Below are 26,968 nucleotides of genomic sequence, written 5' to 3'. Positions count from 1 at the left end.
GGCCCTGCGCTACGCGGTGGCCTGACTGCCTTCGCGGCCGTGCAGCTCGGCCAGCGCGTGAATCTGCTCGAGATAGTGCTCAAGCGAGTGATGGAGGAACCGCGCGGACACCGTGGTGGTGCCGGCCGCGGCCATGGTCCGTAGCGTTTCCGCGGTCACCTCCGGCGCTCCCACCGGGTCGAGAGGCTGATCAGCGGGCAAGACGACCTCGAATCCCTCGGGAAGTTGCCAGGCCCGCAGCCACTCGGCAGCGGTGGCAACAGACACACCGAAGGGGCACCACCCCTCGGCGAGGGTGACCGCACGCCGCAACGAGCGCTTGGTGCGGCCACCAATCCAAATCGGCAGGTGGGCCTGCAGCGCGCAGGGGTCGACGGTGAGCCCGCCAAACGAGTAATACTCGCCCGCGTAGGCCGGCTCGTTGGTCGGCAGCGCCGCACGCAGCGCGCGCAGCGCGTCGTCGCCGCGCGCACCACGATCGTCAAACGGCGCCCCGAGAAGGTCGAACTCTTCCTTCAGGCTGCCGACGCCGACGCCCAATATCAGCCTGCCGCCGCTGACGTGATCCAGTGTGCCGTAACGCTTTACGATCGCCAGCGGGTGGTGATAGCCGAGCACCAGGGTCATGGTGGCGAGTCGGATGTGCCGCGTGCGGGCCGCGATATAACCCAGGGTGGCCAGCGGGTCCCAGTACCGGGAGCCGCGCCGCGGCGCCTCGGCGGAAGGAACGCCGATGTGTTCACTGCAGGTGAGGTGGTGGTAGCCGAGCCGGTCCGCGGTCTCGGCGACCCGGCCGATGTCGTCGATCGTCGCGTTCTTTTCCCACGTCAAGGCGGCGCCGGCGACATTGGTGACGACGGGCGTCGCGATGCCGAGTTTCAATCGAGGGGCTCTTCTCCGGCGAGCACTGTGCGGTGCATGAGGCGTCCGCTGTCGACGGCATAGGGTAGCGCCCGGTGCATGGTGCCGGTGTTGTCCCAGATGAGCAGGTCACCGAGCTGCCATTCGTGCCGATACACGTACTGCGGTTGGGTGGCCCAATCACGAAGGCGCGCAAGCAGTGCACGGCTTTCTTCGACGGGCAATCCGATCACGTAGTCGGCGGTGGCGCCGAGCAGCAGGGACTTGCGCCCGGACCGGTGCGTCCACACCATGGGGCATGCCTTCGTCGGGGATTTCTGCCAGAAGGCGATCTCGTCGTAGCTCATCTCCGGGGTCACGTAATACTGCGAGCGCTCCGCGCTGTGCACCACCCGAAGGTCGGCGATCGCCTCCTTGTCGGCGTCCGGCAGGTCCTCGTACGCCGCGTAGGTGTTGCAGAACTCGGTTTGGCCCCCGGTGTCGGAGAGCTTCATCGCACGCAGCAGCGTCGCGAGATTCGGATACGGCTGCAGCGAGCCGTCGAAATGCCAGAACAGCGAGCCCCTCAAGTATTTGGCCCGCTGATTCACGCTTTCGTCGAGGGAGATCTTGTAGATGCCGCCCTCGCCCTCGTTCTGCACAATGCTGCCAAGGGTTTTGGCTATGGTGACCTGCTGCTCGTCACTGATCTGCAGGCCGCGGAAGAAGACCACACCGCGTTGCTCGAGTGTGGCGCGGATATTCTCGGCCTCGGTTCCGCTGAGCAGCGTGTCCAGGTCGGTTCTGATCTCGCTGCCGATTACCGGTGTGCAGTCGATGATTTCGAGTTGCCGCGATGAAAGTGCCATGCCCGTCAGCTCAATCGCGTCAGGATGGTGTGTGCGGAATGCTTTACCCTCGGCTGCTTCCACAGCTCGACCGCCAACGAGACGGTGATCAACGAGTACAGCAGGTTGCGCAGGTTCGCAACGTCCTCGGGCAGCGGTTCGGAGTAGTCGAACTTGTCGATGTAGGCGACCGCCTCCTCGGCGTGCGGGAACACCTCGTCGTAGAACGCCTGGATCTCGGCCATGGAGCTGTTCACCCGCTTCACATAGCGCTGGTGACCGTCCTCGATCGCCCACTCGGCGACCAGATGCTCGAGTTGGGAAAACTCCTGAGGCAGAACCGCATTCATCGCCCCGCCTCGCCGGCCGCCACGTAGTCGGCGACCACCTTGTGCAGATGGCGCAGCAGGATCTCCTCGTCGTTCATCGTGAAATGGGTGAGCGCACCGCTGTTCAGCATGGCCTGCAGCCCTTCGGACGGACTGGCGTCTTCGAGGATGATGTCGTTGAGGAACGTCACCGTCAGCTCCTGCCCCAGCCGCTCCTTGTGCGTCCTGGGCGGCTGATAGAACATCTCGACTTCGAAGAGGTGCGAGTGCGGCCCCGTCGGCCAGTGCACGTGCGTGCTGAAACCGGATGCCCCGAAGATCAGCACGAAGTTGGGGAAGAACTGGAACGAGTCGAACCCGTATTTCTCGGAGCGCGTAGGATTCAGCCCCACCGGCATCGGGCCGCGGTCGGTGCGTTTGTTCCACGGGCCGGCCGCACTGGCCTCCATCACGCACTCGATCGGCTTGGAATACGGCGTCTTTTGCGACGGCTCACCGGCGAAGGAAAACATCCGATGCGGCCCCTTCAGCTGGTAGGCCAGCGCATCGGTGAACGGATTCGGTTGGTCGAACGCGTCCCGGGCCTCGGCGGTCAGCGCGCCGAACGAGGACGCATGCAGATACGGCCCGTGGTAGCTCTCGGCGAAGCTGTCGACGAAGATCTTCCAGTTGCATTGCAGCTCAACCCTGAAGCGGTACACCTGATGCGGACCGGCAAAGGGATAGCCCTCGATGCCGTGCGCCAGCTCCCCGAGGTAGGACCGCAGCGGCTCGGTGTTGTGCGGGTTGAGGTTGATGAAGATGAAGCCTTCCCACACCTCGCACTGGATCGCGGGAACCCGACAGCCCTCAGCGTCGAAGTCGAGCAGCAGATCCTTGCGGGTGGCCGCGTGCAGCGAGCCGTCCAGGTTGTAGCGCCAACCGTGGAAGCGGCAGTAGAGCACCGGCGCCCGGCCCTGCACCTCCTCGAAGGGGTCGTCGCTCCACAGCATCTTGTTGCCGCGGTGCGGACAAACATTGTGGAAGGCGCGGATCACGTCGTCCTTGCCGCGCACGACGATGATCGACGTGTTCAGGAATTTCAGCTCGCGGGTGAAGTAGCTGCCCGAGCGCGGCACCCGCTCCATGCGCCCGACGTAAAGCCAGGTCTTTTTGAAGACGTGCTCGCGTTCCTTTTCGTAGAACTCGGGCGAGACGCAGTCCTCGAGTGACACCGGGCCACGGCCCAATTCGGGATACGCGTCGGTCCAGTGGCCGCTCGCCGGTTTGGTCACCAGCGCATCGACACTCATGAGGCCCTCCTTCGCCCCCAGCCCCCTACCCGGCAGAACGTAACACTTGACCAAAGACGCAAAACAGGTCTTCAATTGCAACACCCTGTTGCATTTCTGGAACGCAAAAATGGAGCAAAACCTGCCGTTCGACCTCGACGCCCTGCTGATATTCAGCAAGGTCGTCGAGTGCCGCAGCCTTTCGAAGGCGGCCACGCTGCTGGCGATGCCCAAATCAACCGTGAGCCGCAAGCTCAGCAAGCTGGAAGCGGACCTTGGCATCAAGCTGCTGCGGAAGAACACCCATCAGCTCACGGTCACCGACCTCGGCGAGAAGATCTACGGCCACAGTGTGAACATCCTCGCCGAGGCCAACGGAGTTCGGGCACTGGTGGAAGGCAGCAGGCAAGAGCCGCAGGGCGAATTGCGCGTTGCCATACCGGTCTTTGTCGGCATCGACTACGCGTCGCGGGTCGGCGCCACGTTTCTGGCGCGCCATCCCAACTCGCGGTTGGACATCCGGCTCGTCGATGACGTCGTGCACCCGATCAAGGACGGCTTCGACGTGGTCTTCGGGACGGGCCCGCTCCAGGATTCGATGCTGATCGCCCGAAAAGTGTTCAGCCTCGAAATGTTCCTGTGCGCTTCACCTTTCTTCGTGGGCCAGCTGGCGGAGCCGATCACGGCCCCCGCGCAGTTGAACGCCCTGCCGTTCATCGACTGCGGCTTCTACAGCGGACCCAAGAAGCTGGTGGTGGGCAGACAAAAGCGACGCTACGAGCTGTCCCCCGTTGTCCGTGCACGCACCAACAACTTTCAGGTATGCAAGCAGTACATCCTGCGCGGGCTCGGCGTCGGCGCGATGCCCAACCAGATCATCGTCACCGACGAACTGCGCGAGGGAAGCATCGTGCCGGTGCTGCCGGGCTGGAGTCTCGACCGGCTCGACGTGTACATGATTCATCCGTTTCAGCTCTCGTTTTCGACGTTGATCAGCGCGTTTTACGAGGCGGCGTGCGAGATCATCGTCGAAAACTCGGCGCGCAGCTAGGGCACTATGCCCCCGTCCCGCGCGAATGTCGAAGCGCGGTGCGACGCAATCGTTATCGTGGCCTGATGGACGCCCGGAACCTGGTCAGCCGCCGTCGATTGTTTCAGTTGGCCGGCGGGGTCGGCTTGACCACTGCCGTCAGTGCCTGCTCGGCCACCGCGGCCGCCGACCCGACGACGTCCGCCACGTCGGCGCAGCTGCTCTGCCGCGATTCCTGGGGTGCGCGACCCGCACGCCCCGGCGGCAGGGCCCACACCATCACCCGCATGACCCTGCACCACGAGGCCGTCGTTCTCGGCAACAACCGCAACGCCCCGGAGCGCCTGCGCCAGGACCAGCGCTACCACCAAGACCAGAAGGGCTGGATCGACATCGCCTATCACGTCGGCGTCGACCGCGACGGCAACATCTACGAACTACGCACGCCGCACCTCGCGGGTGACACCGCGACCGACTACGACACGACCGGCCATTTTCTCGTGCTCTGCGAAGGCGACTTCGACCAGGAAGCCGTCTCGGAGGCCCAACTGCACGGGGCCGCCCTCGCGTTCGCCTGGGCCGCGCAGACCTTTCACGTCGCCGCTAGCACCCTGGCGGGCCACCGCGACCTGGCCCAGACCTCGTGTCCCGGCGCGAACCTGTACGCGCACCTCACCTCCGGCGACCTCAAGCACCGCATCGAGGATCTGCTCGCCGCCGGCCCGGTCGACCTGCAACGCATCTGCGGGCCCGACGCCGCGGCAAAGGTCGCGGCGATCGAGGCGGGCTAAGCCTCGGCGTCCTGCGCCCACCGGGGCCGGCGCGGCTGCGGCTTGTACATCGAGCGCGCGGCCGCAAGGGCCGTCGAGCGTCCGCCGTCGATCGCGGTCAGCGGCGGCGGCTGGCCCTTTCGCAGCGTCGCGATCAGCTCGCGGTACGGGCCGATGAGGTATGCGGTGTCGCCGGCCTTGAGTCGGGAGTCGCGGCGCGGGCGCAGGCTGACCGGCCCTGCCGGTCGGGTGATCGCGATGACGCGCGCCTGCGTCGACAAATCGATCATGCGCAGCCCGTCCAGCTCGCTGCCTGCCGCCACGTGCATGGCGCCGACCATGAAGGACCGCTGCCCGACCCAGAACGTGCCCAGCACCTGTAGGCCCATCGCGGCGCCGATGAACCAGGGCGCGGCCAGATCGACGATCGACCGCACGTTTTCGAAGCCGAACCGCTGATGCACGGCGGCGCCCAGCGCACGGCCTTGCACGCGCATGACGATTGGCACCTTCGTGTCGGGGCCCAGGATCTCCAGCAGGACGATGCCGGTCTCGATGTTCTCCATATCGTCCTGGGTCACCACCGCCACGCCGCGGGCGCGATCCAGGCGCGCCGATTCCAATGTCCCGCGCATCGTCGAGTCGCCGAAGATCACCGGCACGTCGAGCTCGGCCAGAGTCGGCAGGTAGCGGTTGTTCTCGTCGGCCTCGATGACAAGGACGTCGTATCCGGCGGCCGTCAGTTCACTGACCACGCGGATGCCTACCGAACCCAGTCCGACCACCACGACGTGGTCCCGCAGGTGTCGTGCCCGTCGGCGCCCGGCCGTTTGGACGAAGCGGCGCGACAGCAGCAGGTCGGCGATGAACGCGACGAGGATGGCGGTGATGATCGCGCCGCCGAACATCAGACCGACGGCGAACAGCCGCAGCCAAGGAGCTTGTTGGGCGAAGCTGAAATCGCCATAGCCCACGGTGGTGATGGTCTCGGAGGTGAAGTACAGCGCGTCGATCCATGTCATTCGCGGGTTGTGGTAGGTGAAGCGCACCACGGCCGTCGCACTGAGGACGAGCAACAGCGCGAACGCCAGCGACGGGACAAGTAGGGGGTTCAGGTCGTCGCGCATGGCGCGCGCGGAATCGATGATCCGTCGCGCGCGTGAGTGGCTAGAGCGGGTCGCGGTCCGGGGCGGCACCGTGATTCCGCGGTTCGCCAGTTCGTCTTTGACGCCGATCATCGAGGTCCAGTCGCCGGCATAGACCTTCAGGTCCCGTCCCGGACAGGCCACCACCTCGCCGGGGTTAGGTGAATTCTTGCCGTGCACCACCGCCACCGGCGTCAGGTCGGCGTAGAGCTCGCGCAGCGTGCCGTCGTGCGGCGCCTCGGCTCCCCAGACAACGAATTCGGTGCCGGCCGTGTCGAATTGGTGCGCGTCACGCGACAGGACCGCCTCGACGAGGGAGGGCGTCGCGAGCTCCGCGACATCCAGGATCGCCCCGGGGCCGTTGACGTCAGCCACCGCCTTGCGCAGCACGTCGTTGGCCAAACGCGCAACCACGCGCACGGTGGGGCTGTATTGCCGTGCCAACAAGGCGATTTCGAGATTCACCGCGTCATTGGGCCCCGCGCAGACGACGGCGCGCGCCCGATGCACCCCGGCGCCGTGGAGGTCGGCGGCGGTGTTGATCTTGATGATCCGCGCGCCCGCGCCCCGGAGTTCCTCGGCAATGGTCTTCGACAAGGCGTCCTCACCGCTGACGATGATCTCGCGATGCATGATCTCGCGCGTCTGGGGAGAAACGGATCGCGACCCGAGCCGCGGAACCGATGTCGACGTCATCGTTCGTGCCGTGGCTGTGTGTTGTGCGGCATAGGGTCACTCTGCCCGATAATTCCGATGTCCCACAACCGGAGTCGCGCACTTCGGCGTACGCAACAGGTTCGACTTGCACCCGTCACGCGGACGAAATAGTTGAGGCGTACAAGTTAACGCGCTGGCGCCCGGCCCCCGCGTCACCAAGCAGAGGAGCATTCGGTGTCCGAAAACACGCCCGACGACATCTTCAAACTCGTCAGGGACGAGAACATCGAGTACGTCGACGTCCGCTTCTGTGACCTGCCAGGCACCATGCAGCACTTCACAATTCCGATTTATGCGTTCGACGCGAACGTGTTCGAGGAGGGCCTGGCGTTCGACGGCTCATCGATTCGCGGGTTCCAATCGATCCACGAGTCCGACATGCTGCTGCTGCCCGATCCGGAGACCGCGACCGTCGACCCGTTCCGCGAAGCCAAGACGCTGAACGTGAACTTTTTCGTGCACGACCCGATCACCCTCGAGCTGTATTCGCGCGACCCACGCAACGTCGCGCGCAAGGCCGAGAACTATCTGATCAGCTCCGGCATCGCCGACACCGCCTACTTCGGCCCCGAGGCGGAGTTCTACATCTTCGACTCGGTGAAGTTCGACTCGAGCATCAACGGCTCCTTCTACAAGGTGGACGCGACCTCCGGCTGGTGGAACACCGGCGAAGATGCCAATTCGGACGGCACCCCCAACCGCGGCTACAAGGTCCGGCCCAAGGGCGGCTATTTCCCGGTCGCGCCGACCGACCACTACGTCGACCTGCGCGACCGGATTCTCACCAACCTGACCAACGCCGGCTTCCTGCTGGAGAAGGGCCACCACGAGGTGGGCAGTGGCGGCCAGACCGAGATTAACTACAAGTTCAACACGCTGCTGCACGCCGCCGACGACCTGCAGATGTACAAGTACATCGTCAAGCAGACGGCATGGCAGGACGGCAAGACGGTCACCTTCATGCCCAAGCCGCTGTTCGGAGACAACGGCTCGGGGATGCATTGCCACCAGTCGCTGTGGAAAGACGGCGTCCCGCTGATGTACGACGCCCAGGGGTACGCCGGGCTGTCGGACATGGCGCGCCACTACATCGGCGGCCTGCTGTACCACGCGCCGTCGCTGCTGGCGTTCACCAACCCGACGGTGAACTCCTACAAGCGCCTGGTTCCCGGCTACGAGGCACCGATCAACCTGGTCTACAGCCAGCGCAACCGCTCGGCCTGCGTGCGCATCCCGATCACCGGCAACAACCCGAACGCGAAGCGCCTCGAGTTCCGCTGCCCCGACTCGTCGGGCAACCCCTACCTGGCGTTCTCGGCGATGCTGATGGCCGGGCTGGACGGCATCAAGAACAAGATCGAGCCTCCGCCGCCGATCGACAAGGACCTCTACGACCTGCCGCCCGAAGAGGCCGCGGAAATCGTGCAGGCGCCCACACAACTGTCCGCGGTGATCGACCGCCTGGAGGAAGATAGCGAATACCTCACCGAGGGTGGCGTTTTCACGCCCGACCTGATCGAGACGTGGATCAACTACAAGCGCGACTACGAGATTGCGCCGTTCAACCTGCGGGTGACGCCGTACGAGTTCGCGTTGTATTACGACGTGTAGGCCTACTGAATGACGACCATCTCGAAGTCGGGAAAGGCGTAGACCTCACCGCGATTTCGCACCCGCTCGAACCAGTACCGTTGGGCTTCGGCCGACGTGCAGGCGTACATCTTCATCCACGTCCCCGCGAAGGGGAACAACAAGCCCTTGTCGACGGCCTGCCAGACGGCTGCGGGCACGCCCGGCGCTTCGGCGGCCCGATAATCGTCCAGGGCGATCACGCCCCGTTCGGCCGTGTGTGTCGCGGCCAGGCCGATGTCCTTGACCACGCACTGGTAGCTGTGGCAGCCGTCGACGTGGATGAAGCGAAATACCCGGTCCCCCAGGTCGAGTTGCGATGATTCGCAGACTTCGAGCCTCGGTCGGCGGGTGTGGAACCGATCCCAGTTGGCCAGAAACTCCTCTTCCTGCAGGCCCGAGTACTCCTGGCGCCGGTTCAGCGGGATGTCGGCGTGATCCATCACGGCGCCGAACAGATCGCAGACCACCAGTTCTTCATCGTCGCGGAGGCCGTAACCCATCAGAATCGCGGACTTGCCCTGGTACGTGCCGATCTCCAGCATGTCGCCCCGGATGCCGTCGGCCCGCTGGTAGGCGAGCAGCTTGCTGAAGAAGTCGACATCGACCGCATAGAACCAACCCTCGACACCGTCCAGCTGCGCGGGGTACGGAATCGACGGATCGGTCATGGCGCGCTGAAGCGTATCAACTCTGCGCAGCCTGCGCCCGCCGGCGGCTGTGGACGCGCTTGCCTTCGATCGCGGCAGAAGAGTGAAATCTGTTACAGCACACAACTATTCGGTCAAGTGAACGCCGGATCAGCAGCCCCGCGACGCCCGCGGGCGCCATCAGATCGAGCGAAAGTGACCACAGAACTCGCGACACAGTGCCAAGGTAGGGCCAATGCTTCGACGTGCTCGACAACTTCTGAGTGTGCCGCTGCCGATTGCCGCGGTCACGGCGTGCCTGACGGTGGCGCCCGCGGCGGCCTCCGGCGACTGCGACCTCATCCTGCCGGCCACCGATCGGCTCGAAAGCCAGTTCAACCTGGTCTCCCCCACGGGGACGCCGCCGTGGGTGGCCAGCCAGATTCGCAACGCGCTGGCTCCGCTGCACGGCCTGCGCACTCCGGCCGCCGTCGACCTGCGGATTCGGTCGGACATGTTGGCGTCTCAGATCGACGCCAGCGACCCCTACCGGCCGGCCAGCCCGGACCAAATCGGCAGCGACCTCGCCAAGGCGAGACAGCTGCTGGCCACGGCTCGCGAGGTCTGCGCACCGTAGGGCGCCGAGCTAGTGCTCCTGCCCCCAGCGCCAGCGCCGAATCTGGAGGCGCTCGGCGCCGGGCCAGATGGCCATGGCGGCCGGTGAGGCGCAGAACGTCTCCTCGGCCTGGCGCAGGGTCATGTCGACCGCGTGGAGGCCGTCCTCCTGGTGCGCGCGGCAGACGACGGTCAGGACCCGGTGCGTGTTCGGGTCGACCTCCTCGGCTTCGATGGTCAACACGATGACGAGCGTGTACCCGGCGTCGGTCGGCAGATAAAAGGTGAGGTCTCGGCTATCCAGCGCGCCGCCGTTGGTGACCAGATACCCGTCGCCGCTGGGATAGACGGCCTGTCCGACCATTTGGGTGCGTTCGAAATGGTTGCGGTCCCCCGGCGCCCGCCACACCGAGAACCGCGTGTTCGCCCCGCCGTTGAACAAGTGTCGGGCGATCGGGATGATCACCTCGTCGCGACCGTCGCCGTCGACGTCGTAGAGGCCGACGCCGCCCGGACTCGAGGGCTCCAGCAGTTCGTCGATCGTCTGCACCACCCCGCCCGAGGAGTCGGTGACGACGACCTTCACCGCGCCGGGTCCGGACAGTTCGGGCTCGTTCAAGTAGGTGATGGCGAAATCGAGGCCGCCCGAGCGCGCGTGGCAGTCCGAATGCGGCGACGTGGCCGTCGGGCTGATCAGTCCGCCGCCCGACGGGCACCCCGGCAGGGTGGTGTCGGCGCGCGCGGCGGGGCACATGGCACCGACCACGAAGGTCAAGGCCACGGAGGCGACCAGCAGCCGCTTCACGGGTGCGCCTACCGTTTCGGCGCGGGTTTGGTCGGAGCGGGCGGCGGCGGGGGTCCCGCCGGCGGAAGCTGCTGCTCGACGGGCGGGTGCGCGCCGGTCTTGGGGCCGATGTCGCTCACCTGCCAGGCGTTGCCCACCTTGTTGACGGTGACCTGCAGCAGGATGATCGACACCTTGGGCGTCGGGTTTTGCAAATTACGCGTGGTTTGGTGCGCCGATACCACCACCTGATAGACCCCGCCGGGCTGCGCGACCGGGTCGGTGGCCAGCACCTCACCGGTGGAGGTGACCTGCGCCTGCAGCATGACGCTCTTGAGCAGGTCGCTGGCGTTGACGTATTTCTCTTTGAGTTGCGGCGCCACGCCGTCTTCCACCGCATGGAAGAAGGCGTCCGGGTCCTCGAAGGTGTAGGTCAGCGACTTCAGCGCATAATCCTTGGCCAGCTGTGCCACGGTGTCGCGGTCGGCTTGCTGTTGACGCAGCTGGGCCAGTTGACCGGTCACCTGGTGATATTTCAGGTATCCGAACACCCCGAGGGCCAGCACCGCCGCCGCGAGAACGGCCGCAACCCAAAGCCACGGCCTCTTCGGCTTGGAAAACCGCTTGGGCCGTGCGGCGTCGTCAGCGTCGTCAGCGTCAGCGTCATGGTCGGCCTCGACGGCCTCGTCGGCTGCTGCCGCCGGCGTCGTCTGGGCCTGCTCGGTTGGGTCGGCGGGTGCCTCGGGCTCGGTGTCGTCCACCCGTACATCTTGGCCGACGGTTGAAGTGCTCATGTCAGTTCTTTCTTTTCTTTCATTGCGGTGGCCCGGGCGGCTGGTGCCATTCGGGGACGTTGAGCTGAACCCGCACGCCGCCGGTGTCGTTGAAGGTTGATTCCCAGAAGTCGATCCAGTGCCCCGCGTCTATCTTGATGTCGTGCAGCGGCGCGACCGCGGGCTCCAGGACGGTGGTGAAGGTACCCAACGGGCCGGCCACCATGTCGATCCATTGGCTGAACTTGTTGATCAGGACCCCGACCGCGTCGTCGGGGCCGACCACGCCCACCCCGGTGTGCGAAAGGGTCTCGATTTCACGGATCATCCGCAGAAAGGCCGGCACCGAGCGCGGCAGCAGCTTGCCCGTCTCGCTGATCACTTCGCCGGCACGGACCTCGTCCAGGTCGGTGGTGAACGTGGAGACGTTGTTGAACAAGGTGCCCAGCAATTGCTTGTCGTCGTGGATCACCTTGGCGGTCAACCCGGCGGTGGTGGCCAGGGAGTCGATGGTCGCGTCATTGTCGGCGAACGCCGCGGCCATGTTGTTGATAACGGTCTGCACCTGGTCGACGTTGAGCGCCGACATCAGCGCATTGCCCTTCTTGAGCAGGTCAGCGCCGGTCAACAACTGCCCCACCCGGTCCGCGGGTATCACCTGCCCGTCGCTAAAGTACGGTGGCGCAATCAATTTCGGTTTGAAATCGATGTACTGTTCGCCGGCGGCGGAGAGGTTTTCCACGCTGATCGCACTGTCGGCGGGCACCGGGTGCTCGTGGTCGATCTCGATCGAGACCGCCAGCCCGGTTTCCGTGGTCTCGATACTCCTCACCCGGCCGACCTTGATGCCGCGCATCGTCACCTCGGATGTGGACATCAGACCGCCGGAGGTGTCGAGCATGAGGGTGAGCCGGGTGACCTGTTTGGTCGGGCTGATGTCGAGCACACCGACCGCCATATAGGCCGCACCGAGCAGCGTCAGGACTGCCAGGATGGCTAGCGTGATGCCGGCGTTGAATTTCATGGTGGCAACATCCCCATGCTCTGCATCGCCCGCACCGCCGCGTCGGACTTGTCGGCGGGATCCACGCCCTCGTGCCCGTTGGGTGGATGAACTTCGGAGACAATGTATTTCGGACCCCCGCGGCGGAACCAACCGAGGAGCTTGTAGTGCAGGAATGCGATCAGTTTGTCGGCGAGCACCGGGATGGTGGTGTCAACGGTCGCTAACGTTCCGACCATCGGCGTGATGTAGGAGAGCATTTGCATCAGGTCGCCGGTGATCGGGTTGAGGATTTCTCCGCCCAGGCCGCCGATGTCTTTGGAGTCCCCCACGACGTTGAGGATCGCCACGGTGATCGCCGACAGCCCTTCGAGTTTCGGCGGGCCTTCGGTGACTAGCCTGTTGAACACCCCGGTATTGGCCGCCAGCGTGGTGGTGATGTTCTCCATGCTGAACAGGATGCCGTCGATGGTGTCCTGGTTGGCCGCAAGGTCATTGAGTACGCCGCCGAGGGTCCGCTGAATCCGGGTCAGTTCGGCGGGGTCTTTCGGGAACGCTTTGTTGACGTTGACGACGGTGTTTTGCAGCGTGCCAATCGCGCCGCCGGACACCAGGTTTGACACCGACCGCAACAGGTCTTCGACGTTGTCGGCCGGGGCGGTGTTGCGCAGCGGGATGGTGTCGCCGTCGCGCAAAGCCGCACCGGAGGCCTCCTGCGGCGGCAGCAGCGCGATGTAGATGTCGCCGAGCGGGGTGGCCTGGCGCAGTTCGGCGCGGGTGTTGCCGGCGAGCTTGGTGTCGCCGGCGATGTCGACGTAGGCGACCGCGGTGGTGCCGTCGAGCTGGACGTGGTCGAGCACGCCGACCTGCACGCCACCGGAGTCGACCTTGGCCCGGGCGGGCAGGTTGAGCACGCTGGAGAACTGGATCTTGATTCGGTAGGAGTGGTGCGGGCTGTAGGCGCCCGGGACCGGCAGCCGGGTGGGATCCAGTGAGCAGGCCGCCGTGAGGCTGATTGCCAGGGCGGCCAGCAGTACCCGCATCGATCCTCGAGTCATGACAGCGCGGCCCCCAGGATGAGATCGGTCAGGCCGAGAGTGACCGGATCCGACGCGCTGCCCGACGCGCACGCCGCCGCGGCACCGGGCACATTACGCTGCCGCAGCCCCTCGCACAGGGCGCCGGCTTGCGACGGCGAAATCGCCACTTGCGGTGGGATGTAGGTGACATTGTGGGTTCCCCATGCCGGCTCGTAGATGTCGCTCAGCCAGTGGCTGAACTGCGGCCACGACTTGATGATGGCGACGAGCAGCGGGGTGTGTTTGTCCAGGACGCGCCCTATCCAGCCGATTAGCTTGTCCAAGATGTGGTAGGTCCGCGGTCCCCATCGGTTGATGGCCTCGACCAGAGTCGGCAGCAGATGCGACAACCGGCTCATCGCCTGGCCGAAGTTGTCCGACAGGCCCTCGACCAATTGGGTGGTGGCCGGGAGCGTTTCGATCACCGAGGCGACGGTGTCCCAGTGTTTGAGGATGCCCGAGGTGAGGATCTCGCTGTTTTCGAAGAGCTGTCGATAGTCGGCGTCGGCCTTGTACGGGTCGGCGAGCATGGTGACCAGATTGTTCAGTGTCTTGTTGAGCCCCGGGCCGGTGCCGTCCAGCGAGCGACTGAACGCACGCAGGCTGTCGTTGATGGCTTGCACGCCCGGCGCCTCGGACGGGTCTTTGCCGGGCTGAGCATCCAGGATGGTATCGGCGAGCTTGCCTATGGCGGAGAAGGTTTCGCTGATGCTGATCGGGGTCTTCGTCGAGTTGAGCTTGATGCACCCCGGCCCAGTGAACTTCGGGCCCGAGGTGTACGGCTTGGTCAGTTCGATGTGGCGGTCGGTGACAATCGATTGCGAGTAGGTGACCGCGCCGACGTCGGCGGGCAGGTCAAGGTCGGCGGGCACGGTGAAGTCGACCTCGACATGGTCGGATTTGTTGAAGATCGCGGTGGTCGAGCCGACCTCGACCCCCAGCAGCGCCACCTTGTTGCCCGGGTAAAGCCCTACCGCGTCGGTGAATTCGGCGCACATCGCCCGGGTGTGTTTGGGCGTCACGAACCTGGCGCCGAAGACCACTCCTGCGGCGACCGCTGCGACGATGGTCAGCACTGCCGCGATGGCCCACCGGGACCGCAGCCGCGGTCCGACAGCCGAAATCCAGCTCATCTCAACAGTTCCTCATGATGTTCGGGAGGCACAGGTCCTGTCCGGGGGCTAGCCGCTGCTTGTGCTTGTCGATGATGACCCCGTTTCCGGACAGCATCGGCATCACGATGTTGAGGGTCTGCCCCAAGCCGTCGAGCATCTGCGGGATCCGCTCGGGATGGGCGCCCAACGTGTCGGTGATGTCTTCGAGCCCGTTGACGATCGGCCCGATCTCCCGTCCGTAAAACACGGTGATGCGGTCCATGATCCGAGCTAATTCGTTGAGCAGGCTGAAGAATTCGACGATATCGACCGTCCTCGAGGTGTAGGCAGTGGTGAGGAGGTTCATCTGCTCGATCAGCGTGACGAGCAGCTTACGTTGGGCGACCACGGCCCGCAGGCCGTTGTTGACGAAATCCAGGCTGCGATGAAAGTCGTTGGTGGACTTGCTCAGCGAGGTTGTCAGCGCGTTGGCCGACCGGAGCAGGTCGCGAATCGCGTCGGGATACCGGTTGGCGGCGTTGGCGACCTCGGTGAAGGTGTCGTGGATGACCTGGCCGTTGACCTCCTTGATCAGCGGGGTTGCCGCCTGAATGATGTCATTGACCTCGAACGGCAATGCGACACGTTGCGGCGGGATCACGTTGTGGCCCAGCGGTATAACCCCCTTCGGGTCCAGCGACACATAGTGGCCGCCCAGCGGGGTCAGCAGCTTGACGTCCAGTGTGGATTCCGAGCCGACCACCACCGAACGCATGACGTCGAACTTCATCTCGACGACGGCGCCGGCGAGTCGGACACCGGTGACCTTTCCTACCGGGATGCCGGCGATGCGAACCTGGTCCCCGACCCGCACGCCGCCGGAGTTGGACAGGTGCGCGGTATAACCGGTCTGATCGGCCGGATTCAGATACGCCATCGCGGTGGCCGCCAGCGCCGCAACGATGACGACGACACCGACGATGCCGTGCCGTCGATTTCGTGCCGCGGCCGCGCGCTCGTCGAGCCCAGCGTCCCGCCGCCCCCACCGCTTGCTGCCGAACACCATTACCGGCACACCACTAGGTTCTGTTGCGCGAATGACACCTGCCCGATCCCCGGCAGCGTGACTTCGCCGTGCGAGCAGGTAAACGTCGGTGTGGCAGGCTGATCGTCGGCCAGCCAATCCCGCATTCCCTGGATTAACGACGGAGCGAGCGACAGGCCCGCGATGATCGTCGCGGTCTGCGGCCACATCCGGCTGGTCAGGTCGTAGAGCGGAACCGTCGACCCGTCGAAGGTGCGTTCGGCGTACTGCAGGATGTGAGTGCTGTTGCGCAGGACGGGCAGTCCGGACTCCATCGCCGTGGTGAATTCCTCTGCCTTGGAACCGAACTCCCCCACCACCTGGTTGAGGGTTGCGATCAGGTGGAACAGTTCCTGTGACTTGCCGCCGAGGTCCTGGGAGATCGCGCTCAAATTGCGGAGCACGACGGTGATGACCGCCTGGCGGTTCACCGCCACCTTGGAAATGACGTCGAGGTCATGCAGAAACGGGCCGATACCGTTTTCATCGCCCTGGATGAGGCGCAACAGGTTCTCGCCCAACAGGTTGAACTGGGCGGGGTCAAGGGTTTGGAATATCGGCCGAAACCCGTTGAACAGCTTCGCTACATCGAACGACGGGATCGTCTGGCTCAGTGCGATCGTTGACCCAGCCGGCAGCCGCCGATCCGGCTTGGCCGGCTGGATGAGCTCCACGTAGCGCTGCCCGACCAGGGTTTGATAGCGCACCGCGGCCACGGTGTTGGCGAATACCGGGTGGTCAACTTGTGCGGTGAAGTCCACCTTGGCGATCCGGCCGTCGAGTCGGATGGCTTCCACCTTGCCGACCTGAACGCCGGAAATCCGAACATCGTCACCGGCGTAGAGACCCGAGACGTCGGAGAAGGCCGCGGTGTAGCGGGAGACCGCGCCGGTCACCGGGGAGCGCAAGGCCGTCAGCACGATGAGCGTGCACACCACCGAGATCGCGGTGAAGATGGTCAGCCAAATCACCGATTTGGTAACGCTTCTCATCGTCCACCCGCCGGCGGTGACGATAGGGAAGCATTGGGCGCGGGCGGCAGGGCGGGCCCGGACGGCCCCGGTGGCCCCGGTGGCAGAGCCGCCGCCAGCCCCGGCATGGTGTCCAACGCGACTTCGATTTGCATGCGTACCTTGCCGTTGATGATCGGGAACGCCGCACTGGTGCGGTCCAGCAGACCCGAGAGGCGGTCATAGACGGGCGCCATGCTGCCCTGGAAGTACGAGATCGGCAGCAGAATGTCCATCAGCGCCTTGCTGAATGGGGCCAGCCACGCGACGTTCCTTACCACGATCCCGTCGGCCTTGAAGAGCAGCTTCGAGGCCTGGTCCAGGATCACGTTCATGCGCTCGACCCCGTCGGGGTGAGCGAGAAATTCCATCCCGTTGAGCAGGTCATACGCCAGCTTGATCAGGGGGATGGAGTCGCTGGCACCGTTGACCACCGAGGCGAACACCGACAGCGACTGCGAGAAGGGCACCCGTTGGGAGTCGACGAGCATCTTGATCAGGTCGAAGTATGACCGGGTGACCGGCTCGGTCAGGTCCGCGTGCTTGCGCACTATCTCGATGATGTGGTTGACGTCGGGTGAGTCCACCAGCCGGCCGATTTTTTGGCCCTGACGCAGCAGCCCGGTGATGGAAGCCGACCGCACATTGGCGCCGATCAGCAGCGTCTGGTTCGGCTTCAACCGCGGTCCGGACCCGCTGCTGACCAGTTCGACGGCCGCCAGGCCAAAGGTGTTCGACGACATGAAGTTTGCTGTGGTGTCGGCCGCCAAGGCTCGGGCTTGGCGCGGCTCGAGTTCGACGGTGATCTTCTGCCTGTTGTATCCGGCCGACTGCAGCGACTTCACCGATCCGATCGTCAGGCCGCGGAACTTCACCTCGGCGCCCGGCGTCAGACCCTCACCGAGCTGGTCGGCCACCACGGTCAGCGTGAACCTGTCGTCGTAGCCGCCGGTACCCAATTGATAGAGCGCGGTGCCCGCGATGGCGAGCACGATCGCGGCGATGAGGCCCACGATCCGCAGCGACCGCGGACTGGGCGTTCGCACCCCCTGGTCCGGAAAGACTGGCATCAGATACCCCCGGCTACCCCGATATCCGGATCCCAGGGTTGTTGCCCCAGAACAACAACGTCAGCACCATGTCGGCGGCGACCACGGTGACGATGCTGGCCCGGATGGCGCGCCCCGACGCCCGCCCGACGCCCTCGGGACCACCGCTGGCGAAGTAACCCTGGTAGCAGTGGATGGCGATGATCACCGTGACGAAGATGAGCGCCTTCAGCACGGAGAACAGCACGTCCGACGGATGGATGAACGAGTCGAAGTAGTGGTAATAGGTTCCCGATGACTGCCCGTGCATCACGTTGACCACCATCGCGCAAGACACGTAGCTCAGCGCCAGCGTCACCACGTACAGCGGGATGATGGTGATCATCCCGGCGATCACCCGGGTGGTGACCACAAACGGGATCGATTGAATGCCAAGCGCTTCCAGCGCGTCGATCTCCTCGGAGATGCGCATGGCGCCGATCTCGGCGGTCATGCGGCAGCCGGCCTGGGCCGCAAAGCCGATCCCGGCGATCATCGGCGCCATCTCGCGGGTGTTGGCGTATGCCGAGACGAACCCGGTCAGCGGTCCCATGCCGACCATGTCGAGGGCGCCGTACCCTTCGATTCCCACCGAGCCACCGACGGCCGCGCCCATGAACACCAGCACGCCGATGGTGCCGCCGCCGACGATGAGCGACCCGTTGCCCCAGATCATGTCGACCAGCAGCAGCCCGGTCTGGCGTCGGTAATGCTTGAGCGTGTGCGGGATCGCACCGAGCACCTGTGCCAGGAAGCTGACCTGATGCCCGAGCCGCTGGACGAGCGAATCACCGCGTTCGGCGATCCATAGCGGGGGCGCCAACGCCCTGGGCAGGTGTCGAGATGGTGCCGCCATCAGCCCACTTTCATCGGCATGGACATCGACACGCCCTGCGTGATCAGCAGGTTGAGGACGAACACCGCGACGACGCCGATGACGACCGACGCGTTGACCGCGTCGGCCACCCCGCGCGCACCGCCCTTGGTTTCGAGCCCCCGCTGGCAGGCCACCAGGATCACGACGACGCCGAAAAGCCAGGTCTTGAGCACGGCGACGACGACATCGTTGACGCTGGCGAACGACGCGAACGACGCGATGTAGCTACCCGGTGTGCCGGACTGGAAGCCGACGTTGATGGCGTAGCCGGCCGCCAGTCCCATAAAGATGATGAAGGCGCACAGCACCGGCGCGACGAACACGATGGCCGCCAGCCGGGGGGTGACCAACCGCTGCACCGGATCGATGCCCATGACGCGCAGCGCGTCGACCTCCTCGCGAATGGTGCGCGCGCCGAGGTCGGTGGCCACCGCCGAACCGGCCGCCCCGCCCAGCAGCAGCGCGGCGACCATCGGCGCGCCCTGTCGGATCACCCCGAGTCCCCCGGCCGCACCCGAGATCGACGACGCGCCGACCTGCTGGATGAAGTTACCGACCTGCACCGCCACGATGACCCCGAACGGGATCGAGACGAGCAACGCGGGTATCGCCGTGACGCTGATGATGAACCAGGCCTGGTTGATGGTGTCCCGCCAGGGGTGGCGCAACCGGATCAAATCCGTGATCAGGTAGGCGAAGGCCTGCGCGGTCAGGTCGAAGAAGCGGCCTAGCGTCTGCAACGAGGAGTCGGTTTGGCGCAGGCCGAACCGCAACGGTCCGGTCAGCAGCGTGACGACGTGACGGTTGATCGACGCCCTGGTTTCCGGGGCAGCCGGACGCTCCTCTGGTGCGCCGGGCACCGCCGCCGCGTCATCGCGCACATGTTCGACGGCCGAGGGCGCATTAACGTCGACACCGAGGGCTAAGGGGAGCCCATTGACTTGTGCCTCGGTCGCGGGATCTGCCGCTGTCGCGTCATGTACACCTGCGGTCAACGACAGATCCCTCCTTTATCGCCTGTCACGGCTTCCCACCCCAGCAGAGATGCAAGCTTGGTTGTCGAGCGTCTTACCAGCGATACCGAGTACGTGCGTTCCTACCAGCGGTAGGACGCCGTGTCTTGGGAAGGCAGTGGCCTGTGACGTACGTCATAATTCCACACGTGTCGAGAGCCTGTTGGCGGTTTTGGCACCTCCGGTAGCCCACTCACAGGCGGGCGGGAACGAGCCCGCGAGCCGTCGCGGGCGTCGTCGTCGCGCACGGCGGCCCCACCGCGACGATTCCGTCGACCGAACCCCCTACCTCAGCCGTCGGATTGGGATGAAATCACTCGGTGAGGATTCGTCGAAATTGACACCGATTAAGCGGCCCGCTGCCTTGTTGGCGCAGATGGGCGCGGCGTGTCTGGTGCTGGCGCAGTGCGCCTCCGGGCCGCCGCCGCCCGCGGCCACGCCGTCACCGGTGGTCACACCGTCGCCGCCGGCCGTGTCCTCGTCGACCAGCACGCCGCCGACGCCGACGCGCGCGACGGTGGAACCGGTCACCGCGGCCGAGCTCGGCACGACGTGGCAGCCGGGTTGCCCCGTCGACCCCGACCAGCTGCGCCGGGTCGGCGTCGATTACCTCGGTTTCGACGGCCAGACCCACCGCGGCGAGCTGATCGTGCACGAAGAGCTGGCATCGGGGGTCACCGCGATCTTCGAGCAGCTCTACCGGCTGGGTTATCCCGTCGAAAAGATCCGCACCGTCGACCACTACGCCGACGCCGATGACGAGCTGTCGATGGAAGACAACAACACTTCGGCGTTCAACTGCCGACGCATCCCCGGAACCGACGATTGGTCTCCACACGCTTACGGTCGCGCGATCGACCTCAACCCGCTCGTCAACCCGTGCCTGTACGCCAGCGGGTATTTCGAACCGCGCAACGCCACGGCCTACCTGGACCGCAGCCGCACCGATCCAGGGCTCCTACACCGCGGCGACGCGGCGGTGCACGTGTTCACGGATCGCGGCTGGCGGTGGGGCGGCGAGTGGGCGGGTGCGCTGGACTATCAACACTTCGAGCGGCCCTGAGCCCTCATAACTGCAAGGCCCGCGCCGCCGCCGTCGCAACCTCCCCCCGCAGGTTCGACATCGGTGGGCTACCCCGCGTGTGGATCGAGTTCGAGAGCAAGACCAGGTAGGTATTCGAGCCTGGGTCCAGCCAAAGCGAAGTTCCGGTGAAGCCGGTGTGGCCGAAGCTACCGATGGGAAAGACCATCCCCCGGGCCGAGGACAGGCCCGTGTCGATGTCCCAGCCGAACCCGCGCAAGTTCTGCCCCGCGATCGCCGGATAGCGGGGAGCCAGCAGGGGATCGGATCGATTCGGACTGCTGGCGAGTGCCGCTCGGGCGGCATCGTTGGCGGCTTTGAGTTGTTGAGGCGTATGCCCAGGCTGCTGTGGCGCCGTCATCAGCTCCAAAGTTGCTTGTGCCAACGGGAATTGGCTCGGGCGGCCCGCCAGCCGGTCGAGCAGGGCTTGCGCGAAGACGGCGACGTCGTGCGCGGTCGAGAAAACGCCGGCATGTCCGGCCACCCCACCCATGCGCCGGGCCGTGGTGTCCTGCACAGTGCCGCGCAGCAGGCGATCAAGGTCCGGATTGCTGCCCGGTTCGCCCCGGCTCTCTTCGTCACGGGCGGTCGGCGCGATGCGCGATAAGAGATGAGTGTCCCAGGTGCCGTCCGGACAGGCCCGATCCTCCGGGCCGGGCGCCCAGGCGATCGCGGCTCCGATCGTGGTGTGCGGACCGCAGGCTTTCGCCACGGGAAGGTAGCGGGTGTCTGTCATCCCGAGCGGGTCGAAGACGTGCCGCTGGGCGTAGACGTCCAGATCCTCGCCGGTGACCTTCTCGATCAGCGCGCCCAGCAGAATGAAGTTGATGTCGGAATAGCGAAAACCTTGGCCGGGGCCCGATTCCAGCGGCGTGGTGAGCGCGCGATGAATTCCTTCGGCTTTGTTGGCTTCGTCGAGTCCCCACGGCTCCCCCAGATTGACGTCCCCCGTTTCGCCCGACGTGTGGGTGAGCAACATCCGAACGGTCACCTGCGCGCGCCGTGGATCATTCGCGGTGTTGAAGTCGGGCAGGTATTGCTCAACGGTATCGTCGACCGCGACCTTGCCCTGCTCGTAAAGCTGCATGACCGCCGTCGCCGTTGCGAGGCTCTTCGTCAGCGACGCCAGGTCGAAGATCGTGTCCTCGGTCATGGGCTCGGCGGCCGCCGGCAACCCATCCAGACCGGGTTCGCCGTCGAGTTTGCGCGAGCCGTAGGCCTGGTGGAAGGCGACGGTGCCGCCGTGTCCGACGACAAGCACCGCACCGGGCAGTTTGTTAGCGGCGATCGCATCGTTGATCAGCTTGGAGACCTTCGCGAAATCGGCTGCCGGCGCGGCGTCGGGCGGCTTGGACGGTGTCACGAGTTCGGGCGTCGGAGCCGACGGAGGCGGTGACGTCGTTGTCTTCGGACTGTCGGTTGGCGCCGGCTGTGCCGCATCACCGCGCGAGCACGCCGCAACGAGTGCCAGGCAGACCAATACAGCGCCAGCGGCCTTTCGCACTGACTCACGCATGATTCCCCGCCGCCGCGTTCACTGGATTCCGTAGCTGGTCTCGCCCCGATGCTGGGTCCGGCGGATCGGCTTGTCAAGCAGCAGCCTCAATGGCTCCGCCATAAAATCTCGATGACGACAATCTGAACGCACCGGTTCTACCGGGTGCCGGTCGCGGTCCACGTCCTTCGCCGCGAGCGGTAGGTAAAGTACTCGACGGATTGTCGGCGCGCCGAAGTCGCCGTCCGTGGCAACGGGTGTCCCCAGCTAATCGAGGTACGGATGAGTGACGAGTCCGACGCGTCGGACCTCCCCCTGTTCGCGTTCACGACGCGCGACAACGCGCCGCAGATCGCCCCGGCACCGATCGGCCGGACCTGGATGTCAGAGATAACCGAGAGGCGCACGGGTTGGCCGAGTCGGTGTCTGCCAATGCTTATCGCCAACCAGAGCGGCTGGGAGCTGCGCAACCCGTGCGCGTTCACCGCCACGTGGCTCGGTCAGCAGGGCGTGGATGTGATGATCGCGCCCGATAAGCGTGACGCCGGGCAACTGCTGCCCGCCAGCCATTTCGGCAACGGCATTTTGACCTGGCACCTCCCATTCCTGTTTCGCACCCCGCCGGGCTACAACCTGTTGGCCCGCGGGCCGGCGAACTATCCGAAGGACGCGGTGTGCCCGTTGGAGGGCATCGTCGAAACCGACTGGGCGAGTGCGAGTTTCAGCATGAACTGGAAGTTCACCCGCAAGATGATGCCGGTGCGATTCGAGGTCGGCGAGCCGATCTGCATGATCGTCCCGCAGCGCCGCAACGACCTCGAAAAGTTCGCGCCCGAGGTCAGGCGCATCGAATCCGACGCGGATCTGCAACGCAAGTATGAACATTTTCTTCGGTCACGCAACGCGCGAGATCATTCCGAGCAGGAAGCCAGGGTCGCCGCGGGTCAGCAACCGGAGTGGGAAGCCGACTACACGCGAGGCAGACACAGCGACGGCGAAGCCGGAACCCCGGACCATCAGACTCGCCGTCACCTTCGTTCATTCGCACAACACGAGCAGCCGCCGGCATAGGAGTCACGAAAGGCATTGCGGCGCAACACCGATCAGCTGACACGTCCGAGGCGCGCGGCGTCCTCCAGCAGATCGGCCGCCCTGGCCGCACTTTCGGCAGGTGTCGTCATCTGGGCGGCGACCTCACGGACTCGCCTCGCGCACTGCGCCGTGAGGATGGACCGCAGGTCCTCCTCCAGCGATGCCTGGGTGGTCTCGGCGAAGCGCCGCCCAACGCCCAGCCGCAGTTGGTTGACCGCGTCGGCCCACAGCGGCTGATCGACCGAGATCGCCAGGATCAGCGTCGGGGCGCCGGCTCGGATGCCGGCGAACGTGGTGCCCGGACCGCCGTGGTGGACGACGGCGCGACAGGCCGGAAAGACGGCAGAATGGTTCACAGCGCCGACAACCTTGACGTGGTCGAGCTGTGGGACACCGGCGAAATCGGTTGTGCCACTGCAAATCAGCGCCCGCTCGCCCAACTGCTCACATGCTCCGCTGATCGTCGCGTATGCGTCGGCAGGAAACGCCACTCGGGTGCTGCCAAAGCCGAAATAGATCGGCGGTGATCCCTCGGCAATCCACGACGTCACCTCGTCGTCGGCCTCCATCGGCAGTTCCAGCGTCAGCCCTCCAACGAAGGGACGGTGGGAGTCGCCATGCCATTCCGCCGCCAGCCCCGGGAAGAAGAACTCGTCGTAGGCCTGGATCGCCAGCAATTGGCCCGTCGAGTCTCCCATTTCAGCTGGCAGACCTAGCTCCCGACGTTGGGCGTCTTCGGCGTCTTTGGTGACGTCCCAACTCGTGGCTGCTGGCGCTATCGGGTAGAACTGCAGCGCGGCCAGCGGAATGTCGTAGTACTCAGCGACATTGGCGGCCAGCCGCTGTTCGCTGAGGTCCGCCAACAACAGGTCAGCCCCCTCTGCCAGCGACGTCAACGCGGCACCCAGCATCGGCCACAGCAGGCTGACATCGTTCATGATTTCCAACGCCATGCTGAGCGGACTCGGCGATTCTCCGTACTTGCGCAGTAGCTCCGCATTTCGCGCCGCCTGGTCCGGGCCGTGGGCCACCCCGGCAAGACCGGCCGACTCGACCAAGCCGAGATAGTTGGGCGGGACCGCCAGGCGCACCTCGTGCCCGCGCCGCTGCAGCTCGCGACCGACGGCGGCGAACGGCTCGACATCTCCCCGCGATCCCACGGTTGCCAACGCGAATTTCATCGCGGGTCCTGCCGAACCGGCATCGAGCGTCGCCTCCTCACCAGATCCGGTGCGTCTCGGTCCATCGGGCGCCATCCTTGCACGCGCCACCGGCCCGAGGCCGAACGCGTCGCCGTCGTGGCCGGTAAGTTGTACGTGACTCGAATCTTTCGAGCCGAGCTACTTCGATGTGGAGGCCCCGATGACCTCGCCGCGCTGCCGGGGAAGCGGCCCGCGGCTGCACGTCGCGTTTGTGTGCAGCTTCAATCGCGCTCGATCGGTGATGGCCGCCGTGTTGTTCGCGGAGCAGCTGCGGGAGCGTGGTCTCGGCGATCTGGTGCGGGTGTCCAGTGCCGGCACGGCCGCTTGTGTGGGTGACAGCGCCGACGAGCAGGCGTGCTCGGTGCTGGGTGAGCATGGCTACCCGGTGCCGGCCGATCATCGGGCCGCGCTGGTCGGCGATGAGCACCTGGGCGCTGATCTGGTGGTTGCGCTGGGTCGCGAACACGTTCCGATGTTGCGGGCGTGCGGGCTTGATGGCGAAAGGCTGACGTGCGTCGACGTTCGGAACCCCATCTTCGGTGCCGACTTCGAGCATGCCTTCGCGGCTATCGAGGCCGCGATGCCCGCGCTGCACGAGTGGCTCGACGAGCGCCTGACCGCACCCGATTTCGGCCGCTTGGAAACCGCGGTGGGCTTTCGCTTTTGGACCGGCATCGCCGGGGACGTGCTCAGATCTCCGTACAACTCGCACATCTCGTGGCCGACCAAATCGTGTGATGCCGGATGCTCCATCCCCGGGCACGTGCCGCCCGCTCCGGGGTGCGAGTGCGGCTGGTACGCCGACATCGAGGTCGCGGACCTGATCGCGCGGGCACGCGGGTTTCCCAGAGCGCAGCGCGACGCGGCGCGCATGGGGGTGGTGGACCCGCCGTGGTCGTATCTGGTCGTCGGCAAGGTTGTCTTGTCCGACGTGCAGGCGTTTCGGCCGCTGCCGTCGCTGACGATCAGCCCCCGTGCCGAGTACCGGGCGCGTGGGGGCACCATCATCGAGCTCGGCCTACTCGACACGGACGGCGGCGCCGAGGCCGTGGCGTTCGGCCAGGAGTTGTCCGACCGATACGACGTGGAGGTCCTGGATATCAGCGACCGCGCGCGGCTCGACGACTGTGCCCCCCAGCGGGGCCGCTAGGCCCTTCGTTTGGGTTGCACCGCACCGACTCAGTTCTGCACGAGATCGGGTATCGGTTCGGCGTCCGTCAGCCAGTGACGTCCGGCCGCGCGGGCCGCCTCCCACTTGGGGATGCTCACCGCATCGTCCTGGCCCAGGTCCTGGGGAGTGGGGCCGATGCGCTCCACCAGACCGGCGAGGGCTTGCGTATCGAAGTTGTACACCTGCGCCGCGGTAAGCCCGAGGATCTGCCGAGTCTCGTCGATGGGAATGTCCCAGAACGAGCGCCGCAGCCAGTCGCGGGTGTGCGGCCATGTTCCTTCCGGGTGCGGATAATCGTTGCCCCACAACATGTTTGGCACGCCGATCTCGTAGCGCCGGGCCAGTTCGCGGCGTTCGGTGGTGGTGGCACCGATGAAGCAGTTCCGGTCGAAGTACGCCGAGGGCGGCATCGTCAGATCGCCCTCCAGCAGACGGCTCATTTTCTTGGCCGAGTGCTCGCGCATGAACCGGGTGTCCATCAGCCACAACAGATCGTTGGCCCAGTAGGCGCCGCACTCGGTGGCTCCCCAGCGCAGGTTCGGGAACCGCTCGAACACGCCGGCCCACAACGCGAACCACAGCGGCCGGACTCCCCACCAGCGCACCTCGGTCGTGTAGATGCCAAGGTGTGGGCCGTACTGCTCGCTCGGGGCGGGACCGACGTGGGTGTGCACTGGCATCTGCAAGTCCTGGCAGGCGGCCCAGACCTTGTCGTAACGCCGGTCATGGTAGGGCGGATAGTCACCCCAGAGCACCGGGATCATGATTCCGCCGCGCAGCCCGGCCTCGGCCGCGCGCGCGATCTCGGCCACCGCCGCGTCGACGTCCGCCAGTATCGGAATCACCGCAACCCCGGCCCGTCGCTCCGGGCTGCAGCTGCACAGTTCGGCCAGCCAGCGGTTGTGGGCCCGCGCCCCGGCCATGGCACGTCCCGGGTCCAGGTCGCCGGACTGCCCCAGGCCCGCGCCGAACGGGGCCCCGGCGACCCCGGTGACGGCGTCGGCGTCGGGAAAGATGACCTCGCCGGCGACGCCGTCCCCGTCGAGTTCGCGGTCGCGCTGGGCGACGTCCCAGCCGCCCGCGATGCCGTCGCCGTGTTCGTCGAACCACGTCTGCGCGAACTGTTCGTCGATGAAGCCGCTGGCCTGCGCCGCGGCGGCGATCTTCTCGGCGAGGAAGGCCTCGAAGTCGTCCCGGTATTCCGGGTCGATGTAGTCGCGATACTGCTCGGTGGGCAGCTCGGCGTGGGTGTCGGCGGAGATGATCAGGTAGGGCGCCGCGTCGTTCATGGGAGTCCTC

At 65.7% G+C, this 26,968-nt stretch carries 25 protein-coding genes and 1 pseudogene; 7 read left to right on the top strand and 19 right to left on the bottom strand.

The features are described 5' to 3' along the window. Window positions 1-9: 9 nt before the first annotated feature. From G6N66_RS06005 to G6N66_RS05990, 4 genes are read right to left on the bottom strand one after another with little or no spacing between them, the layout of a single operon-like run. Complete coding sequence (locus G6N66_RS06005) at window positions 10-882, bottom strand: TIGR03619 family F420-dependent LLM class oxidoreductase (RefSeq protein WP_085232347.1); 873 nt, start codon at window positions 880-882, stop codon at window positions 10-12. Further along, window positions 879-1,709, bottom strand: a complete 831-nt coding sequence (locus tag G6N66_RS06000; protein WP_085232348.1) for a TauD/TfdA dioxygenase family protein — start codon at window positions 1,707-1,709, stop codon at window positions 879-881. Before G6N66_RS06000 ends, G6N66_RS06005 begins: the two co-directional genes overlap by 4 nt. Window positions 1,710-1,714: 5 nt before the next feature. Next, a complete protein-coding gene (locus G6N66_RS05995) occupies window positions 1,715-2,038 on the bottom strand; it encodes a hypothetical protein (protein ID WP_085232349.1) in 324 nt (107 codons plus the stop codon). Continuing rightward, entirely contained in the window at window positions 2,035-3,309 is a 1,275-nt protein-coding gene (locus G6N66_RS05990; protein WP_085232350.1) for an aromatic ring-hydroxylating oxygenase subunit alpha, read from the bottom strand. The genes G6N66_RS05995 and G6N66_RS05990 overlap by 4 nt, the downstream gene beginning before the upstream one ends. Before the next feature lie 109 nt (window positions 3,310-3,418). On the opposite strand from G6N66_RS05990, the gene G6N66_RS05985 reads away from it, so the two are divergent. Further along, window positions 3,419-4,339, top strand: a complete 921-nt coding sequence (locus G6N66_RS05985; protein ID WP_085232445.1) for a LysR family transcriptional regulator — start codon at window positions 3,419-3,421, stop codon at window positions 4,337-4,339. A gap of 65 nt (window positions 4,340-4,404) precedes the next feature. Further along, window positions 4,405-5,109, top strand: a complete 705-nt coding sequence (locus G6N66_RS05980) for an N-acetylmuramoyl-L-alanine amidase (RefSeq protein ID WP_085232351.1) — start codon at window positions 4,405-4,407, stop codon at window positions 5,107-5,109. Here the strand turns inward: G6N66_RS05980 and G6N66_RS05975 are convergent. Continuing rightward, complete coding sequence (locus G6N66_RS05975; protein WP_085232352.1) at window positions 5,106-6,866, bottom strand: NAD-binding protein; 1,761 nt, start codon at window positions 6,864-6,866, stop codon at window positions 5,106-5,108. The two genes, G6N66_RS05980 and G6N66_RS05975, sit on opposite strands and share 4 nt — an antisense overlap. A gap of 258 nt (window positions 6,867-7,124) precedes the next feature. Here G6N66_RS05975 and glnA point away from each other — a divergent pair, with 258 nt between their 5' ends. Beyond that, a complete protein-coding gene (gene glnA / locus G6N66_RS05970) occupies window positions 7,125-8,561 on the top strand; it encodes a type I glutamate--ammonia ligase (protein ID WP_085232353.1) in 1,437 nt (478 codons plus the stop codon). 2 nt (window positions 8,562-8,563) lie between these two features. On the opposite strand, the gene G6N66_RS05965 is transcribed toward glnA, so the two are convergent. Beyond that, window positions 8,564-9,250 carry a class I SAM-dependent methyltransferase gene (locus tag G6N66_RS05965; protein ID WP_085232354.1) on the bottom strand — a complete coding sequence of 229 codons (687 nt, stop codon included), beginning with the start codon at window positions 9,248-9,250 and terminating at the stop codon, window positions 8,564-8,566. 244 nt (window positions 9,251-9,494) lie between these two features. Here G6N66_RS05965 and G6N66_RS05960 point away from each other — a divergent pair, with 244 nt between their 5' ends. Further along, entirely contained in the window at window positions 9,495-9,845 is a 351-nt protein-coding gene (locus tag G6N66_RS05960) for a hypothetical protein (protein ID WP_232079215.1), read from the top strand. A 9-nt stretch (window positions 9,846-9,854) separates the two neighbouring features. Here G6N66_RS05960 and G6N66_RS05955 read toward each other — a convergent pair whose 3' ends face one another. The 10 genes from G6N66_RS05955 to G6N66_RS05910 are packed head-to-tail and all read right to left on the bottom strand — an operon-like array spanning window position 9,855 to window position 19,610. Continuing rightward, window positions 9,855-10,577, bottom strand: coding sequence for a hypothetical protein (locus G6N66_RS05955; protein ID WP_139825147.1), 723 nt, complete (start codon window positions 10,575-10,577; stop codon window positions 9,855-9,857). Window positions 10,578-10,636: 59 nt separating this feature from the next. Next, window positions 10,637-11,401: a hypothetical protein gene (locus G6N66_RS05950; protein ID WP_232079214.1), complete on the bottom strand. Its 765-nt coding sequence runs from the start codon at window positions 11,399-11,401 to the stop codon at window positions 10,637-10,639. Window positions 11,402-11,420: 19 nt separating this feature from the next. Further along, window positions 11,421-12,404: an MlaD family protein gene (locus tag G6N66_RS05945; RefSeq protein WP_085232358.1), complete on the bottom strand. Its 984-nt coding sequence runs from the start codon at window positions 12,402-12,404 to the stop codon at window positions 11,421-11,423. After that, complete coding sequence (locus G6N66_RS05940) at window positions 12,401-13,441, bottom strand: MlaD family protein (RefSeq protein WP_085232359.1); 1,041 nt, start codon at window positions 13,439-13,441, stop codon at window positions 12,401-12,403. Before G6N66_RS05940 ends, G6N66_RS05945 begins: the two co-directional genes overlap by 4 nt. Continuing rightward, window positions 13,438-14,595, bottom strand: coding sequence for an MlaD family protein (locus tag G6N66_RS05935; protein ID WP_085232360.1), 1,158 nt, complete (start codon window positions 14,593-14,595; stop codon window positions 13,438-13,440). The genes G6N66_RS05940 and G6N66_RS05935 overlap by 4 nt, the downstream gene beginning before the upstream one ends. Window position 14,596: 1 nt before the next feature. Beyond that, window positions 14,597-15,622, bottom strand: coding sequence for an MlaD family protein (locus tag G6N66_RS05930; protein ID WP_085232361.1), 1,026 nt, complete (start codon window positions 15,620-15,622; stop codon window positions 14,597-14,599). Beyond that, the gene (locus tag G6N66_RS05925; RefSeq protein ID WP_085232362.1) at window positions 15,622-16,632 is read right to left on the bottom strand and encodes an MlaD family protein; all 1,011 of its coding nucleotides are present in this window, start codon (window positions 16,630-16,632) and stop codon (window positions 15,622-15,624) included. The genes G6N66_RS05930 and G6N66_RS05925 overlap by 1 nt, the downstream gene beginning before the upstream one ends. After that, the gene (locus G6N66_RS05920) at window positions 16,629-17,720 is read right to left on the bottom strand and encodes an MlaD family protein (RefSeq protein WP_085232363.1); all 1,092 of its coding nucleotides are present in this window, start codon (window positions 17,718-17,720) and stop codon (window positions 16,629-16,631) included. The genes G6N66_RS05925 and G6N66_RS05920 overlap by 4 nt, the downstream gene beginning before the upstream one ends. A gap of 13 nt (window positions 17,721-17,733) precedes the next feature. After that, entirely contained in the window at window positions 17,734-18,594 is an 861-nt protein-coding gene (locus tag G6N66_RS05915) for an MlaE family ABC transporter permease (protein ID WP_085232364.1), read from the bottom strand. Then, window positions 18,594-19,610, bottom strand: coding sequence for an MlaE family ABC transporter permease (locus G6N66_RS05910; RefSeq protein ID WP_372515588.1), 1,017 nt, complete (start codon window positions 19,608-19,610; stop codon window positions 18,594-18,596). The genes G6N66_RS05915 and G6N66_RS05910 overlap by 1 nt, the downstream gene beginning before the upstream one ends. A gap of 325 nt (window positions 19,611-19,935) precedes the next feature. Here G6N66_RS05910 and G6N66_RS05905 point away from each other — a divergent pair, with 325 nt between their 5' ends. Next, window positions 19,936-20,691, top strand: a complete 756-nt coding sequence (locus G6N66_RS05905; RefSeq protein WP_372515589.1) for a M15 family metallopeptidase — start codon at window positions 19,936-19,938, stop codon at window positions 20,689-20,691. 4 nt (window positions 20,692-20,695) lie between these two features. Here the strand turns inward: G6N66_RS05905 and G6N66_RS05900 are convergent, their stop codons facing one another. Continuing rightward, window positions 20,696-22,225: a serine hydrolase domain-containing protein gene (locus G6N66_RS05900; RefSeq protein WP_085232366.1), complete on the bottom strand. Its 1,530-nt coding sequence runs from the start codon at window positions 22,223-22,225 to the stop codon at window positions 20,696-20,698. Between the two features lie 261 nt (window positions 22,226-22,486). On the opposite strand from G6N66_RS05900, the gene G6N66_RS05895 reads away from it, so the two are divergent. After that, the gene (locus G6N66_RS05895; protein WP_085232367.1) at window positions 22,487-23,275 is read left to right on the top strand and encodes a DUF6065 family protein; all 789 of its coding nucleotides are present in this window, start codon (window positions 22,487-22,489) and stop codon (window positions 23,273-23,275) included. 32 nt (window positions 23,276-23,307) lie between these two features. On the opposite strand, the gene G6N66_RS05890 is transcribed toward G6N66_RS05895, so the two are convergent. Then, entirely contained in the window at window positions 23,308-24,477 is a 1,170-nt protein-coding gene (locus tag G6N66_RS05890) for a glycosyltransferase (RefSeq protein ID WP_085232368.1), read from the bottom strand. A gap of 181 nt (window positions 24,478-24,658) precedes the next feature. On the opposite strand from G6N66_RS05890, the pseudogene G6N66_RS29305 reads away from it, so the two are divergent. Next, window positions 24,659-25,114: pseudogene (locus tag G6N66_RS29305) on the top strand (arsenate reductase/protein-tyrosine-phosphatase family protein); the annotation flags it as partial. Window positions 25,115-25,677: 563 nt separating this feature from the next. On the opposite strand, the gene G6N66_RS05880 reads toward G6N66_RS29305, so the two are convergent. Then, window positions 25,678-26,958: an amidohydrolase family protein gene (locus tag G6N66_RS05880; protein WP_085232369.1), complete on the bottom strand. Its 1,281-nt coding sequence runs from the start codon at window positions 26,956-26,958 to the stop codon at window positions 25,678-25,680. Window positions 26,959-26,968 lie beyond the last annotated feature (10 nt).

The organism is Mycobacterium conspicuum (assembly GCF_010730195.1).
GTDB lineage: Bacteria > Actinomycetota > Actinomycetes > Mycobacteriales > Mycobacteriaceae > Mycobacterium > Mycobacterium conspicuum.
The sequence above is the reverse complement of the archived record's forward strand: the minus strand, read 5'-3'. Positions and strand labels throughout refer to the sequence as shown.